At 72.0% G+C, this 14,749-nt stretch carries 18 protein-coding genes; 14 read left to right on the top strand and 4 right to left on the bottom strand.

From position 1 onward, the window contains the following. The first annotated feature begins 152 nt into the window (after positions 1–152). Positions 153–383 carry a hypothetical protein gene (locus NI25_RS28315; protein WP_061445157.1) on the top strand — a complete coding sequence of 77 codons (231 nt, stop codon included), beginning with the start codon at positions 153–155 and terminating at the stop codon, positions 381–383. A gap of 81 nt (positions 384–464) precedes the next feature. Continuing rightward, positions 465–1,169 (top strand): DUF4191 domain-containing protein, encoded by a 705-nt coding sequence (locus NI25_RS28310; RefSeq protein ID WP_061445156.1) that lies wholly within the window; start codon positions 465–467, stop codon positions 1,167–1,169. 96 nt (positions 1,170–1,265) lie between these two features. On the opposite strand, the gene NI25_RS28305 is transcribed toward NI25_RS28310, so the two are convergent. Further along, positions 1,266–1,733, bottom strand: coding sequence for an RDD family protein (locus NI25_RS28305; protein WP_061445155.1), 468 nt, complete (start codon positions 1,731–1,733; stop codon positions 1,266–1,268). A gap of 220 nt (positions 1,734–1,953) precedes the next feature. Here NI25_RS28305 and glnA point away from each other — a divergent pair, with 220 nt between their 5' ends. After that, positions 1,954–3,363 (top strand): type I glutamate--ammonia ligase, encoded by a 1,410-nt coding sequence (gene glnA / locus NI25_RS28300; protein WP_007388370.1) that lies wholly within the window; start codon positions 1,954–1,956, stop codon positions 3,361–3,363. Between the two features lie 173 nt (positions 3,364–3,536). Continuing rightward, positions 3,537–3,797, top strand: a complete 261-nt coding sequence (locus tag NI25_RS28295; protein WP_199561040.1) for a hypothetical protein — start codon at positions 3,537–3,539, stop codon at positions 3,795–3,797. Between the two features lie 46 nt (positions 3,798–3,843). Here NI25_RS28295 and NI25_RS28290 read toward each other — a convergent pair whose 3' ends face one another. Then, a complete protein-coding gene (locus NI25_RS28290) occupies positions 3,844–4,683 on the bottom strand; it encodes an SDR family oxidoreductase (protein ID WP_061445153.1) in 840 nt (279 codons plus the stop codon). Positions 4,684–4,779: 96 nt separating this feature from the next. On the opposite strand from NI25_RS28290, the gene NI25_RS28285 reads away from it, so the two are divergent. From NI25_RS28285 to NI25_RS28270, 4 genes are all read left to right on the top strand, one after another. Beyond that, positions 4,780–5,148 carry a winged helix-turn-helix transcriptional regulator gene (locus NI25_RS28285; protein WP_061445152.1) on the top strand — a complete coding sequence of 123 codons (369 nt, stop codon included), beginning with the start codon at positions 4,780–4,782 and terminating at the stop codon, positions 5,146–5,148. A gap of 60 nt (positions 5,149–5,208) precedes the next feature. Beyond that, positions 5,209–6,123 (top strand): zinc metalloprotease HtpX, encoded by a 915-nt coding sequence (gene htpX / locus NI25_RS28280; protein WP_061447132.1) that lies wholly within the window; start codon positions 5,209–5,211, stop codon positions 6,121–6,123. 36 nt (positions 6,124–6,159) lie between these two features. Beyond that, complete coding sequence (pspAB, locus tag NI25_RS28275; RefSeq protein ID WP_061445151.1) at positions 6,160–6,738, top strand: PspA-associated protein PspAB; 579 nt, start codon at positions 6,160–6,162, stop codon at positions 6,736–6,738. Positions 6,739–6,857: 119 nt separating this feature from the next. Further along, positions 6,858–8,045: a winged helix DNA-binding domain-containing protein gene (locus NI25_RS28270; protein WP_061445150.1), complete on the top strand. Its 1,188-nt coding sequence runs from the start codon at positions 6,858–6,860 to the stop codon at positions 8,043–8,045. Positions 8,046–8,143: 98 nt separating this feature from the next. Here NI25_RS28270 and NI25_RS28265 read toward each other — a convergent pair whose 3' ends face one another. Then, on the bottom strand, positions 8,144–8,458 hold the full coding sequence (locus tag NI25_RS28265; protein ID WP_061445149.1) for a hypothetical protein: 315 nt from the start codon (positions 8,456–8,458) through the stop codon (positions 8,144–8,146). 174 nt (positions 8,459–8,632) lie between these two features. Between NI25_RS28265 and NI25_RS28260 the strand changes: the two genes are divergently transcribed. The 3 genes from NI25_RS28260 (at position 8,633) to NI25_RS28250 (ending at position 10,754) form a co-directional block, all read left to right on the top strand. Then, complete coding sequence (locus NI25_RS28260) at positions 8,633–8,992, top strand: arsenate reductase family protein (RefSeq protein WP_061445148.1); 360 nt, start codon at positions 8,633–8,635, stop codon at positions 8,990–8,992. A 58-nt stretch (positions 8,993–9,050) separates the two neighbouring features. Further along, positions 9,051–9,926: a hypothetical protein gene (locus NI25_RS28255; protein ID WP_061445147.1), complete on the top strand. Its 876-nt coding sequence runs from the start codon at positions 9,051–9,053 to the stop codon at positions 9,924–9,926. A 126-nt stretch (positions 9,927–10,052) separates the two neighbouring features. Then, entirely contained in the window at positions 10,053–10,754 is a 702-nt protein-coding gene (locus NI25_RS28250; protein WP_061445146.1) for a hypothetical protein, read from the top strand. A gap of 19 nt (positions 10,755–10,773) precedes the next feature. On the opposite strand, the gene NI25_RS28245 is transcribed toward NI25_RS28250, so the two are convergent. Continuing rightward, positions 10,774–11,649, bottom strand: a complete 876-nt coding sequence (locus tag NI25_RS28245) for an alpha/beta fold hydrolase (RefSeq protein ID WP_061445145.1) — start codon at positions 11,647–11,649, stop codon at positions 10,774–10,776. A gap of 110 nt (positions 11,650–11,759) precedes the next feature. Here NI25_RS28245 and NI25_RS28240 point away from each other — a divergent pair, with 110 nt between their 5' ends. The 3 genes from NI25_RS28240 to NI25_RS28230 all read left to right on the top strand — a co-directional run bounded on the left by NI25_RS28240 (position 11,760) and on the right by NI25_RS28230 (position 14,407). After that, complete coding sequence (locus NI25_RS28240) at positions 11,760–12,236, top strand: MarR family transcriptional regulator (protein WP_061445144.1); 477 nt, start codon at positions 11,760–11,762, stop codon at positions 12,234–12,236. Positions 12,237–12,373: 137 nt separating this feature from the next. Beyond that, positions 12,374–13,405 (top strand): glutamine synthetase, encoded by a 1,032-nt coding sequence (glnII, locus tag NI25_RS28235; protein ID WP_061445143.1) that lies wholly within the window; start codon positions 12,374–12,376, stop codon positions 13,403–13,405. Between the two features lie 72 nt (positions 13,406–13,477). Continuing rightward, positions 13,478–14,407 carry a DUF6891 domain-containing protein gene (locus tag NI25_RS28230; RefSeq protein WP_061445142.1) on the top strand — a complete coding sequence of 310 codons (930 nt, stop codon included), beginning with the start codon at positions 13,478–13,480 and terminating at the stop codon, positions 14,405–14,407. Positions 14,408–14,749: the final 342 nt, after the last annotated feature.

The raw sequence follows: 14,749 nt of genomic DNA, 5'->3' as shown, positions 1-14,749 counted from the left end.
CCGGCGACGCGGCTTCATGTGCGTTTGACCGGCGGGTCACGCCCTGGTAACACCAATCAGTGACCCTGGAATCACAGCACGTGCACGATCACCTACACCACCGCGTACACCCGTCTCCGTACCCGGAGCCGTACCGAGGGGGGACCTTCACGATGCAGGCCGCGCCCGTCCGCGCCACCGCCGTCCGTGCCACCACCGTCCGCGCCACCGCCATCCCGTCGTTCGCCACCGCCCTGCGGGCCGTCGAGTCGCTGCTGATGAGCGGCGGCCAGCGCACCGCCCGGCGCAACGCGTGGAACTCCGTCCTCGAGGACCGCCGCCGCGCCAAGGACCGCATCGAGACGGAGCGCGCGCTGCGGCAGTCCGTCGCCGGCCGCCCCTGAGCCCGGCTCCGGGCCCTCCCGCCCTCCCGCCGCCGGGCACTGCCGTCGTCGGCGCTTTCGGGGGCACGTAGACTTCGTGCCATGGCGAGGAAGGAACCCGCAGCGGACGCTGCGAACCCCGGGCGACTGAAGCAGATCGCTCTGACCTACAAGATGACCCGCAAGGCCGACAAGAAGATCGGTCTTGTGCTCGCGGGTGTCGGCATCGTCGTCTTCGGTGTCCTCCTCGGGATCGGCTTCTTGATCGGTCACCCCATCTATCTCGGCATCCTGGGCGTGCTGCTCGCCTTCCTCGCGACGGCGATCGTCTTCGGGCGCCGGGCCGAGCGGGCGGCCTTCGGCCAGATGGAGGGACAGCCGGGCGCGGCGGCGGCCGTACTGGACAACATCGGCCGGGGCTGGACCACGACCCCGGCGGTGGCGATGAACCGCAACCAGGACGTGGTGCACCGCGCGGTCGGCAAGGCCGGCATCGTGCTGGTCGCGGAGGGCAACCCGAACCGGGTGAAGTCCCTGCTCGCGGCGGAGAAGAAGAAGATGAACCGCATCGTCGCCGACGTCCCGGTGCACGACCTGATCGTGGGCACCGGCGAGGGCCAGGTCGAGCTGAAGAAGCTGCGCACGACCATGCTCAAGCTGCCCCGCGTCCTGAGCGGCCCGCAGGTCACCGTGACCAACGACCGGCTGCGTGCCCTGGGCGACCTCATGAGCAACATGCCGCTGCCCAAGGGCCCGATGCCGAAGGGCATGCGCATGCCCCGGGGCGGCAACCCCAGGCAGCGCTGACCCGCAGGACTCCGGAACGCCGGTACGGCGAGGGGGGCGGCCCGATCCACCCGGGCCGCCCCCCTCGCCGTACCGGCGTCGTCGTGTGCGTGCGAGTCAGACGCGGATTTCCACGGTGCGCGCCAGCCGGTCGTGCAGGCCCCGGCCGTCGCGGTCCCAGATCAGCGCCGGGAGGGCGAGGCAGAGCAGGACCGAACGCAGCAGGGCGCGCAGCGGGCTGGGTCGGCCCGTGGCGACGTCCACGACCCGCAGGCCGAAGAGGCGCTTGCCGGGGGTGGAGCCGATCGTGCCGACGGTCAGCACGCTCAGCACGAAGAAGATCAGCAGGGCCCAGTTGCTCGCCGTCTGCCCGTAGCTGCCCGTGATCAGGCCGTATGCGATCAGGGAGCACAGGGCCCAGTCGACGGCCAGCGCGCCGAGCCGCCTGCCGGGACGGGCGATCGAGCCCGGTCCCTCCTCGGGCAGACCGAGCTGCTCGCCGCGGTATCCGAGATCGGCGCCGGCCTCTTCGACGGCCGCGCGGGGGCCGGAGAGCCACGAGCCGATTGCTTGCCTGTTGTCCACCCGACCACGGTACTGCGCGCGTATACGGACCGGGGACGGTGGGGTGTGAGGGCCACCGATCCGGCCTAGGCTGGACGGGGAGCCGGTTAACTTCTGCGAAACAAATGGGTCACGCCCGAGAAATCACCCGTCCCTAGGGTCGAGGAAGCGTGTGCCACCCGCACTGGCCGCACGAACGATCTACCAACCCGGCGGGACGGTCGGGAGTAGGAGGAGCTGGATGTTCCAGAACGCCGACGACGTCAAGAAGTTCATCGCGGACGAGGACGTCAAGTTCGTCGATGTCCGGTTCTGCGACCTGCCGGGCGTCATGCAGCACTTCACGTTGCCCGCCGAGGCGTTCGACCCCGACGACGAGCAGGCCTTCGACGGATCCTCGATCCGCGGCTTCCAGGCCATCCACGAGTCGGACATGTCCCTGCGCCCCGACCTGTCCACCGCGCGCGTCGACCCGTTCCGCCGGGACAAGACGCTCAACATCAACTTCTTCATCCACGACCCGATCACGGGCGAGCAGTACTCCCGCGACCCGCGGAACGTGGCGAAGAAGGCCGAGGCCTACCTGGCCTCCACGGGCATCGCCGACACCGCGTACTTCGGCCCGGAGGCGGAGTTCTACGTCTTCGACTCGGTGCGCTTCAAGACCGCCGAGAACGAGTCCTTCTACCACATCGACTCCGAGGCCGGCGCCTGGAACACCGGTGCGCTGGAGGACAACCGCGGTTACAAGGTCCGCTACAAGGGCGGCTACTTCCCGGTCCCGCCGGTCGACCACTTCGCCGACCTGCGCGCCGAGATGTCCCTGGAGCTGCAGCGGTCCGGTCTCCAGCTGGAGCGCCTGCACCACGAGGTGGGCACCGCCGGCCAGGCCGAGATCAACTACAAGTTCAACACGCTGCTCGCCGCCGCCGACGACCTGATGCTGTTCAAGTACATCGTCAAGAACGTGGCCTGGCGCAACGGCAAGACGGCGACCTTCATGCCGAAGCCGATCTTCGGCGACAACGGCTCGGGCATGCACGTCCACCAGTCGCTGTGGACCGGCGGCGAGCCGCTCTTCTACGACGAGCAGGGCTACGCCGGCCTGTCGGACACCGCCCGCTACTACATCGGCGGCATCCTCAAGCACGCCCCGTCCCTGCTGGCCTTCACCAACCCGACGGTGAACTCCTACCACCGCCTGGTGCCGGGCTTCGAGGCGCCGGTGAACCTGGTGTACTCGCAGCGCAACCGCTCGGCCGCGATGCGCATCCCGATCACGGGCTCGAACCCGAAGGCCAAGCGCGTCGAGTTCCGCGCCCCGGACGCCTCCGGAAACCCGTACCTGGCCTTCTCCGCCCTGCTGCTGGCGGGCCTGGACGGCATCAAGAACAAGATCGAGCCGGCCGAGCCGATCGACAAGGACCTCTACGAGCTGGCTCCCGAGGAGCACGCGAACGTGGCGCAGGTCCCGACCTCGCTGGGCGCGGTCCTCGACCGCCTGGAGGCCGACCACGAGTTCCTGCTCCAGGGCGACGTGTTCACGCCGGACCTGATCGAGACGTGGATCGACTTCAAGCGCGCCAACGAGATCGCGCCGCTGCAGCTGCGGCCGCACCCGCACGAGTTCGAGATGTACTTCGACGTGTGACCGACCGGGCCCGTGCCCGATCCGTCCGGCGCCCCCGCCCCCTTCTTCCGGACCTTCCCGGAGGGCGGGGGCGCCGTCGTGCGTGGCCGAAAACACTTCACAGGGTGCGGGCGTGCCGGGATCATGTCTCTAAGACGGTTGTTCGACTCAGGGGGACGGGGAGCGTGCCGGAGATGCCGGATCGGGACGACGAGGAGCGCGAGTACGACCTGAGGTGGGCGGACGGCGCCGAGTACAAGGAGCCCTCGGCGCGGGCCCGGATGCTCGCCGCGCGCTGGAAGGACAACCCTCCCGGACCGGTCCCCTTCCGTGCCGACCCCGACCACGTGGGCTCCGGGCGCCGGTCGTCGTGGGTCTCCACCGCCGTGGTGCTCGGCTGTGTGGCCGCGGTGATCGTGCTGCTCGGTTACGTCAACTTCCGGGCGCCCTACTAGCACCCGCCTCGGGCACGGCCCCCTCAGGGCCGCCCAGTCCCCCTCGTCAGCGGAACGCGGCGACGTTGCGGGCGGCCCAGTGGGCGAAGGGGCGCGGGGCGCGGCCGAGGACGCGCTCGACGTCCGGGCTGACGCGCAGCTCGGCCGGGCTCGGGGAGCCCAGGATGTCCAGGGTGTCGTCGGCGAGCTCCGCCGGCATGCTGCGGGCCATCGCGGCCCTGGCCTCCTCCCGGGTCTGCTCCCGGAACGCCACGGGTGTGCCCAGTGCGGCGGCGATGGCCTCCGTCTGCCCCCGCGGAGTGATCACCTCGGGCCCGGTCAGTTCGTACGCGGCGCCGTCGTGCCGGTCCTCCAGCAGGCAGGCCGCCGCCACCGCCGCGATGTCCGCCGGGTCGATCACCGGCACGCCGACGTCGCCGAAGGGTGCGGCGACGACCCGCCGCGTGCGGACGGACCCGGCCCACCACAGGGCGTTGGACGCGAACCCGCCCGGCCGCAGGACGGTCCACTCCAGGCCCGATTCCCGCACCCTGTCCTCCAGGGCGCGCATCGCGATCCGCGTCGTTCCGAACGGCCTGGTCACCACGCCGAGCGTGGACAGCAGGACGATGCGGCGGACCCCGCTCTCCACGGCCTCGCCGACGAGGTCGGCGGGGTTGGCCCCGGTGGCGTGCAGGTCGCCGGAGAGCAGCAGGAACAGCGACTTCGCCCCGGCCAGCACGGGCCGCAGGCCGGCCGGCTCGGCGAGGTCGCCCACCACGTGGCGGGCCCCGTGCGGCACCTGAGCCGGGTGCCGTGACACCGCCGTCACCTGCTCGCCCGCCTCCGCCAGCGCCCTCGTCAGCGGTCGGCCGATGTTCCCGGTCGCTCCGGTCACCACGATCATGGTCAGCTCCTTGTCGGACGTCGTCCTGTGTGCGTCCGCACGCTAGGAGCACCGGCTCACTTTTGGTAAGGGCATACCTCTGGGTAAGCTCATGACATGACGGAAGGCCTGCAGCACAGACGTGTCGAGTCCGGTGAGCGCTATGACGTGTTTCACACCGACTGCCTGGCGCGCGACACGGTCGACCATGTGACCAGCAGGTGGGGTGTCTGGGTGCTGATCTCCCTGCGCCGCAACGACCTGCGGTTCTTCGAGCTGCGCGACAGCATCCGGGGCATCAGCGAGAAGATGCTCGCCCAGACCCTGCGTGTGCTGGTCGAGGACGGACTGGTCTGGCGGGAGGTCGAACCGACGACCCCGCCCCGGGTCACCTACGGACTGACCGGGTTCGGCCGGGACGTGGGCGAGCCGCTGAAGGAACTGTTCGACCGGATCACCCGGCGGCTGTCGGCCGGCACCGACTAGCGTCGGCCCGCGGGTGCACACTGGACATCGGGACGAGTGCCCGACTGCGAGGTGGTGCAGATGCAGAGCCGCTTCCGGAGTGACCGGCGGCTGACCGTGCGCATGGGGGTCACCCTCTTCCTGCTCGGTGTGCTGTACGTCGGCTTCGTCGCCGCGCTGATCGCCCTGCTGAAGTCCTGGGTGCTGGTCGTGGTGATCGTCGCGCTGGTCTTCGGGGCGCAGTACTGGTTCTCCGACCGGATCGCGCTGTTCGCGATGCGCGGCCGGGTCGTGGAACGGGACGAGTATCCGGAGCTGCACGGGGTGGTGGACCGGCTGGCGGCGATGGCCGACATGCCGAAGCCGGTGGTCGCGGTGTCGGAGATGGAGATGCCGAACGCGTTCGCGACCGGCCGCAATCCGGACAACGCGGTGGTGTGCGTCACCACCGGGCTGCTGCGGCGGCTGGAGCCCGCGGAGCTGGAGGGCGTGCTCGCGCACGAGCTGTCGCACGTGGCGCACAAGGACGTCGCGGTGATCACGGTGGCGTCGTTCCTCGGCGTGATCGCCGGGCTGATCGTGCGGTTCGCCTTCTACTCCCAGCTCTTCGGCGGGCGCCGGGACCAGAACACGATGGCCGTCCTGGCCGTGGTGATGGGTGTCTCGGCCGCCGTGTACGCGCTCAGCTTCCTGCTGATCAGGGCCCTGTCCCGGTACCGGGAGCTGGCGGCGGACCGGGCCGCGGCGCTGCTCACCGGCCGTCCCTCGGCCCTGGCGGCGGCCCTCACCAAGGTCACCGGCGACATCGCACGCATCCCGGCCAGGGACCTGCGCACGGCTCAGGCCTTCAACGCCTTCTACTTCACTCCGGCCTTCGGTGCCGAGCCCGGCCTGAGCCGGATCTTCGCCACCCACCCCAGCCTGGAGCAGCGGCTCGACCAGCTGGGCCGGATCTCCACCGAGCTGGGCGAGGCGACGGCCCCCGGCACGGCATGAGACGCGGGCGGCCGCGGGAAGGACGGACACCAGGGCATGGGACTGCTGGACATCCTGCTCGGCCGGTCCAGGGCGGTGGGACCCGACCTCGACCGGCTCTTCGCACTGCCCTCGGCGGCGGTGGGCCTGGAGGCCGCGGCCGGCTTCCGGCCGACCGGGCAGGGGGCGGTGTGCTTCGCGACGGTCGAGGGCGCCGCCTTCGAGCGCACGCACCGCGAGATCCGCGCCCTGCTGGACGCGGACGCCGGCCGGACCCCGGTGGATCTGACCCACGACTCCTACGGATACTCCTGGCTCGTCTCGCACCGCTCTCCGGGTGAGCTGCCGCTTCTGGTGAACGACCTGCACGCGGTGAACAGCACCCTGGAGGCGGGCGGCTTCGGCCCGCGGCTGCTGTGCTCCCTGGCCGGCTTCGCGCAGGACGACGGGCGGCGGCTCGCCCTCGTCTACCTCTACAAGCGGGGCACGTTCTACCCCTTCGCTCCCCTGCCCGGTGAACGGCGGCAGCGGGACAACGCCCTGGAGCTGCGGATACGCGCGGCGCTCGCCGACGAGCTGCCGGTGGAGGGCGACCTGGGCCGCTGGTTCCCCGTCTGGGGCGCGCCCGGCCTGTGACCGCCGTGGGCCCCCGTCTGTCAGTGGTGTCGGGCACGATGTCCGTACCGAGGAGGCGTACCGAGGACGCACGGCCGGACCGAGGACGCCGCGGACGCACGGACGGGCGGAGGGCCTGTATGGGTGACGGCGCACGACGGCACATCAACGCGACCGAGCGACGGGACCGGCTGGCCCTGCGGCACCGGCTGGCGGCGGCCTCGCGGGCGGAGAGCCCTGAGGAGGTCGCCGGTTCCCTGGTCGCCCTGCACGGCACGGACCCGGCGACGGTCCACCTGGCCGTCGGCGCGCGGCTGGCGGACGCGGCGAAGACCGTGGGCGAGACGGAGCGGGCGCTGTACGACGACGGGGCGCTGGTGCGGATGCACGGCATGCGGAACACCGTGTTCGTGTTCCCGACGGAGCTGACGGCGGTCGTCCACGCCTCCACCGGCCGCGCCGTCGCCGCCCGGGAGCGGGCCAGGCTGCTGAAGAACATGGCGGAGGCGGGCGCGCCGGACGCCGCCTGGCTGACTGAGGTCGAGGAGTCGGCACTGGCCGCGCTGGCCCGGCGCGGCCAGGCCACGGCGGCCGAACTGGCCCGCGACGAACCCCGCCTGAAGGAGCAGTTCGCCTACGCGGCCGGGAAGAGCTACGAGGGGGTGCACACCGTCTCCACCCGCCTGTTGAGGGTGCTGGGGGTGGAGGGCAAGGTGGTGCGGGGCCGGCCGCTGGGTTCGTGGACGTCGAGCCAGTTCCGCTGGGCACCGGCGCCCGAGCATCCCGAGCTGGATCCGGGCGAGGCGCAGGCGGAGCTGCTGCGGCGCTGGCTGGGGACGTGCGGACCGGCGACCGAGGACGACCTGAAGTGGTGGACCGGGTGGCGCGTGACGGAGGTGCGCAGGGCGCTGGCCGCGATCGACGCGGAGGCGGTCTCGCTGGACGAGGGCACGGGGTACGTGGTCGCCGGGGACGCGGGCCCCGTCGCCGGGCCGGCCGAGCCGTGGGCGGCGCTGCTGCCCGCCCTGGACCCGACGGCGATGGGCTGGCAGCAGCGGGACTGGTACCTCGCCCCCGAGCTGCGGCCGATGCTGTTCGACCGCAGCGGCAACGTCGGCCCGACGGTGTGGTGGAACGGCCGCGTGATCGGCGGCTGGGCCCAGCGGCCGGACGGCGAGATCGTCTGGCGGCTCCTGGACGCCGAGGGCGTCGGCCGCGACGCGGAGACCGCGATCGGAACGGAGGCGGAACGCCTGGCTTCCTGGGTGGGCACGACCCGGATCACGCCTCGGTTCCGGACACCGCTGGAACGGGAGTTGTCGGCGTAGGGGGGCGGACTCGGCGCCCGGTCGCAGCGCCGGGTCGGCAGTTCCGGGGCGACGTGGACGCCGGGCACCGCGAAGGGACACGGCACCCGGCGCTCAGCTCATCGCGAGTACCGCATCAACGCCCGCACCATGTGGCACGTCGTGTCCGACGGCGGGTGGACCCCGATGGTCAGCGCAGCGCTCCGTATCCTCTCGTTGCGCGCCTGGTCGGGCAGGTAGACGCCGGAGTCCAGCAGGGCGATGGCGAGCCGCATCGCCTTGAGCCGGCGGTTGTGCGTGATGTACCACTCGCGGGGGCGGCCCGCCGGCAGCGGACGCTTCTCCACGGGTTCGTACGGCAGGTCGAGCAGGACGGGCCGCTTGGCGGTGGACTGGGTGGGCAACGGCTTCGGCTTCAGTGCGGCAGCGGGCACGGGCATCCTCCTGTCGCGGTCGGGGCGCCGTCCGGACTTCCCGGCGACACCCTCGAACACTGCTTCTATTTTACTGCCCACCACTGACAAAAGCCCCTGGCCACAAGGCCTTTCGGGACCGCTGTGACGCGCGTGGTGAACGAGTTTCCGCACGCTCCGGATACCGTGTGCGGCATGGAGATCTGGATCAACCCGGCCTGCTCGAAGTGCCGCAGCGCGATCAGCCTGCTCGACGCGGAGGGGGCCGACTACACCGTCCGCCGCTATCTGGAGGACGTACCGAGCGCGGAGGAGATCCGCGAGGTACTCACCCGGCTCGGACTCGAACCGTGGGACATCACCCGCACCCAGGAGGCGGCCGCCAAGGAACTGGGCCTGAAGGACTGGCCACGTGACGAGGCGTCACGCGAGCGCTGGGTCACCGCGCTCGCCGAACACCCCAAGCTGATCCAGCGCCCGATCATCACGGCGGACGACGGAACGGCCGTGGTGGGCCGCACCGATGAGGCGGTTCGGGACGCTCTGTCCCGGTAGATCGGGGCTTGTCGCGCGCCGCGACTCGGGGTGGCCCTCGCTGTTACCCTGCGCGGCCATGACCCACGATGATCAAGGTCCGTCCCACGGTCGGCACATACCGCGGGGACCGCAGCCGCCGTACGGACAGCCGCAGCCGTACGGGCAGCGGCCGGAGCAGTACGGTCCGTACGCGCCCGCCCCCTGGCCCGCCGAGCAGCACCGCGGACGCGGCCGCCGCATCCGGCCGGCGGTGCTGACGGCGACGGGCGTCGTGCTCGTCGCGGCCGTCGCCGGCGGCGCTGTGATGTACACGGGTGGCGACGACGCCCCCGCCGCCTCGCCCGCCGCGCCGGGTGCCTCGGCGACCGTGACGCCCGCCGCCGCCCCCTCGGTGACCGGGAGCCTGCCCTCCGACGCTCCCTCCGCCCTGGCGTCACTGCTCGCGCGGCCGGTCGTACGCCCCGAGCAGGCCTTCCCGGAGTCGGACGTGCGCCTGGCCGACGGTTCCCGGTACGAGCGCGTCGACCTCGCCACGACCACCGACTGCGCCCGGGGCATGTCGCAGGAGCTGGCGGCCCTGGCCGATCAGGGCGAGGGCTGCTCGCGGCTCACCACGGCCCTGTTCACGGACGCCGGGCGGCGCTCGCAGGTGTCCGTGACGGTGGCGAGCTTCGTGCGCGCGGAGGACGCCGGGACGGTGTTCGGCATGGCCTCCATGGACCCGGTGACGTACCAGACGGTGTCGCTCGATCCCCCGCCCGGGGCGGGGCTGCCGACGGTGCCGCCCGGGTCGGCCGGCGTGTTCCGGCGGCTGATGACCGTACGGTCGGTGGTGTTCGCGAACGGCCAGTGGGGCGACGGTTCGGAGACGGGGGAGGCGGACCTCGCCCGGCAGACCGAGGGCCTGCTCCAGTACGTCAACGACAACGTGGTGGCGTACGAGGAGGGCTGAGGACGGACGAGCCGGGACCGGTGTGTGACGCAGGTTACGTGCACACGTCGACGTGACCGCTGAGTAACTCCGTTCGGTATCTCGTACATAGCGGCGTACGCTCCCCTACCTCTTCAGGAGGCGCGCATGTCGCGCAGGAGAACTCTCGGTACGAAGAAGAAGATCGCGCTGCTGGTGGGCGCCGCGACCGTGGCGGGCGGCGGCGCCTTCGTCATGGCGAACGCGTCGAACGCCGCGCAGCCCACCCAGCAGGCACGCACGAAGGCCGCCCAGGACTCGGGGGTATGCCAGGGCCTGGCCACCGCGCTCGGCAACAACCGGCGGTTCATCGAGGACCAGCGGGCCAATCCGGACGCGCAGTCCGCGGCCCGGATCGAGAACCGCGAGGCGGTCGTCGCGGAGATCGAGCGCAAGCAGGCGGCGTCCGGCTGCACGGTGGGGGAGTCGGCTCAGGACTCCCAGGCCGCGCAGGAGGCCGGACAGGCCGCAGGGCAGGACACCGGGCAGGGCGTCGGAGAACAGGCCGGGGGCCAAGCCGGGGACCAGGCGGGCGACCGGGCCGGGGATGCCGCGCAGGCCGGCGAACAGGTCTGCGCCGGCTCCACCGTCACCCTCTCCGGCGAGGGCGGGGCACCCGCCGCCTCCAGCAACCAGTTCCCCGTGGGCACCAAGCTGAAGGTGACCAACCTCGACAACGGCAAGTCCACGACCGTCGAGGTCAACTCCGTCTCGGGCAGCTGCGCGCTGCTGAACAACGCGGCGTTCGAACAGGTCCGGGAGGAGGGCAAGTTCCTGATCCGGCGGGCGCTGATCGAGAAGGTCGGCTGACCGAGAGGGCCGACCGGGGCTAGGGCCGGTCCGGCGCCGCGAGGAAGTCGGCGAGGCGGCGGCCCAGCCCGGGCGGTGCGGACTGCGGCAGCGCGTGGTGGGAGACGTCCGGCAGCACGGCCGTCTCCACGTGCGGCAGCAGGGTCCGCGCCCGGGCCGCCACCCCGGCCGGGTCGTGCGTCCTGCTGTTCCCGGCCAGGAGCAGCAGGACCGGCACGTCCAGGGCGCGCAGCGCCTCGGGGGCCGGACGCGGTCCGGTGACCGGCCTGCGCTCCGGGAAGCCGACGGCGGCCTCCTGGAGGGCGAGCCAGTCGGCGTCGAGCGGGGTCGCGCCGGTCTCCCAGTCCAGGAAGGCGCGGACGCGGCGGGGCGTGGGCCGCAGCAGCATCGGCAGCGCGCGCAGCAGGTAGGCCGCCTTGAACCCGGCGAAGCACTGGGTCGGGTCCAGGAGGAACAGGCGGCGTACCCGCCCGGGCGCGCGCAGGGCGTGGTGCAGGGCGATCCAGGCGCCGTAGGAGTGCCCGCCGAGGTCGGTCTCCGCGATGCCGAGGCCGTCGAGAAGGGCGTCCAGCCAGTCGGTGAGGTCGGCGACCGTACGGGGGTGTCGGTCACCGGCCGGCGTGCTGCGGCCTGGGGCGCCGACCAGGTCGACGGCGTGGACCCGGTGGGTCCGGGACAACTCGGCGGCCTGGGCGTACCAGGACGCGGAGGTCGCCGCACCGCCGCCCGGCAGCAGGACGAGGGGGCGGGCGCCGGCCGGGCCGGTCACGTTGACGTGCGTCTCGCCGAAGGGGGTGGGCACGGTCACGGACCCGGTCCCCCCGGGCCACTTGGCCATGACCTTGTCGTAGGCGTCGTGGAATCGGCCGGCGTCGTACGGGCCGCGAGCGCTCATGAGTGGTGCCCCCTGTTTCGCTTGTTCCCTGTTCCCGCTTCTCGTGCGTCACCCGGTAGTATCTCGCTTGACGAGATACTTGTCGAGCGAGGAAATACGAGAGGAGCGGCATGGCCGATCAGGGACCGGAGATGGAGGTCGTCCATCTGCTGCGCGCGGTCACCGTCGAACTGGGCGCGCACAGCGCGCGGTTCGCGCAGCGCAACGGCATGCACCCCACCGACGTCCGCGCGCTCATCGCGCTCATGGACGCCGCACGCGCGGACGAGGCGATGACCGCGGGGCGCCTGGGTGCCGCGCTCGGGCTGAACTCCGCGGGGACGACGGCACTGGTCGACCGGCTGGAGCAGGCCGGACACGTGCGGCGGGTACGCGACGAACGGGACCGGCGCAGGGTCACCGTGGAGGTGGACGAGCGGGCCGTCGCCCTGGGCCGGGCCCACTTCGGACCGTTGATCGGGCGGGCGGTGGAGCTGCTGCGCGGGTACGACGAGCGGGAACTGGCGGCGATCAGGGGCTTCCTGACCGGCGTACGGGAGGCGGCCGGGGACGACGGGCGTGAGCCGCGCCACAACGGCCCCGGGTAACACGGGGTTCACATACGGGCAACGGCCGGGAAATCGCCCGTTGGCACGCTGCACGGCAGTAGACGCGGCGCCCCTGCCGCCCCAGCGCCGCGGTACCCGCGAGTGCGGCGAGACCCACCCCGAAGGATGTGGCCCCCGTGACCTTCAAGGCCGAGTACATCTGGATCGACGGCACCGAGCCGACGGCCAAGCTCCGTTCCAAGACGAAGATCATCACGGACGCCCCCGCCGGCCTGGACGCCCTGCCGCTGTGGGGTTTCGACGGGTCCTCGACCAACCAGGCCGAGGGCAACTCCTCGGACTGCGTGCTCCGGCCGGTCTTCTCCTGCCCCGACCCGATCCGCGGCGGCGACGACGTCCTGGTGCTGTGCGAGGTCCTCGACACGGACCTGACGCCGCACCCGAGCAACACCCGCGCCGAACTGGCCGAGGTGGCCGGGCGCTTCGCCGCGCAGGAGCCGGTCTTCGGCATCGAGCAGGAGTACACCTTCTTCAAGGGCTCCCGTCCGCTCGGCTTCCCCGAGGGCGGTTTCCCGGCCGCGCAGGGCGGCTACTACTGCGGTGTCGGCTCGGACGAGATCTTCGGCCGCGACGTCGTCGAGGCGCACCTGGACAACTGCCTGAAGGCCGGTCTCGGCATCTCCGGCATCAACGCCGAGGTCATGCCGGGCCAGTGGGAGTTCCAGGTCGGCCCGCTGTCCCCGCTGGAGGTCTCCGACCAGCTGTGGGTGGCCCGCTGGCTGCTCTACCGCACCGCCGAGGACTTCGAGGTCTCCGCCACCCTCGACCCCAAGCCGGTCAAGGGCGACTGGAACGGCGCCGGAGCGCACACCAACTTCTCCACCAGGGCGATGCGCGAGGGCTACGACGCGATCATCACCGCCGCCGAGTCCCTCGGCGAGGGCTCCAAGCCGATGGACCACGTCAAGAACTACGGCGCCGGCATCGACGACCGCCTCACCGGCCTGCACGAGACCGCCCCGTGGAACGAGTACTCCTACGGCGTCTCCGACCGCGGCGCCTCGGTGCGCATCCCGTGGCAGGTCGAGAAGGACGGCAAGGGCTACATCGAGGACCGCCGTCCCAACGCCAACGTCGACCCGTACGTCGTGACGCGTCTGCTCGTCGACACCTGCTGCACGGCGCTGGAGAAGGCCGGTCAGGTCTGAGACCGGCCGGCTCGGGCCCGGGCCGCTTCGGTCCGGGCCCGAGTTGTCAGTGGCGCGTGCGAGGGTGGGGTCATGGAGATCGACGGGGACCTCGCCATCAGGGTCGAGACGGAGAACCAGCAGACGCACGCCCGGATCCGGGCGGCAGAGCTGCGGGAGCTGGTGGCGCGCATCGGCCGCGCCGGCGACCGCTTCCTGGTGGTGCAGCGGATACCGGACATCCCCGACGTGTTCGCGCAGGTGTGGCACGAGGAGGGCGGGGAGTACCGGCTGGAGTACCGGGCCGCCGCGGACGCGTTCTTCGGTACCGACCTGGGCGACCCCCACCGCGTGGCCGACCTCCTGACCGGCTGGGCACGCCAGGAGCCCGGCTGGGACGCGGGCGTGGCCTGGGAGCCGATCGACCTGGGGCCCGACAAGGACGTTCCGGAGCTGCCGGACGGGGTCCGGCAGCAGGTCGAGCGGCTGATCCGGGAGCGGCTGCGCTGCGGATACGACAGCCGCAAGACGCTGGTCGGGATCGCGGAGGAGTACCGGGACCCCGACGCCGACGACGAGCGGCCGGTCTCCCGGGCCCAGGCCTGGCAGTTGGTGGACCGGCTCTGGCTGGAGCGGCTGGCCGAACAGGAGACCTGGGGCGAGGAGACCACCGACCCGGACCGCCTCACCCGGGTCTTCCGAACCCTGGACGCGTCCGGCGTCACCGCCCGGGAGAACTTCGCCTGCTGCCGCGGCTGCGGCACCGCGGAGATAGGCGCGGAGCGCGAGGGGGCCCGCGGCTTCGTCTTCTTCCACCGGCAGAGCACCGAGGCCGCCGCCGAGGGATACGGGCTCATGCTGCACTACGGCGGTTTCGACGGCTCGGAGGAGACGACCACGGCCGTCGGGCACGAGGTCGTGGCGGCGTTCGCGGGGTCCGGACTGTCCACGGAGTGGAACGGCGACCCGGGCAGAGCGATCGAGGTCTCCCCGCTGAACTGGCGCAAACGGCTGGAGGGCTGACCGGTCCGGCGGCCGGTTCCGGCCAGTCGGCGTCCACACACTGAGAGGAGTCTCCTCTCCCCCGCCGCCGTCTGCTTCAATGGGCCCATGGCCAGCTTCCGGAAGTACGCAGCGACGGGTCGCCATGACCTCGAGCCCTTCTGGCCTTCCCGTCAGCACGACGACTTCGACCGGGTGTGTTGCCGCGCGACGATCGCGCCGGCCCGCTAGAAGCCGTACCTCACAGGCCTCCAGCGCCTGCCGCCGGTGCGCACGACGTACGTCCCGCGACGCGCCCGCGACCACGCACGCGCGCCCGTCGCCCCCTCCCGACGAACCTCTCGCGCGAAAGAGCTGACGTCT

This window comes from Streptomyces sp. CCM_MD2014 (genome assembly GCF_000772045.1).
GTDB lineage: Bacteria > Actinomycetota > Actinomycetes > Streptomycetales > Streptomycetaceae > Streptomyces > Streptomyces salinarius.
The sequence above is the reverse complement of the archived record's forward strand: the minus strand, read 5'-3'. Positions and strand labels throughout refer to the sequence as shown.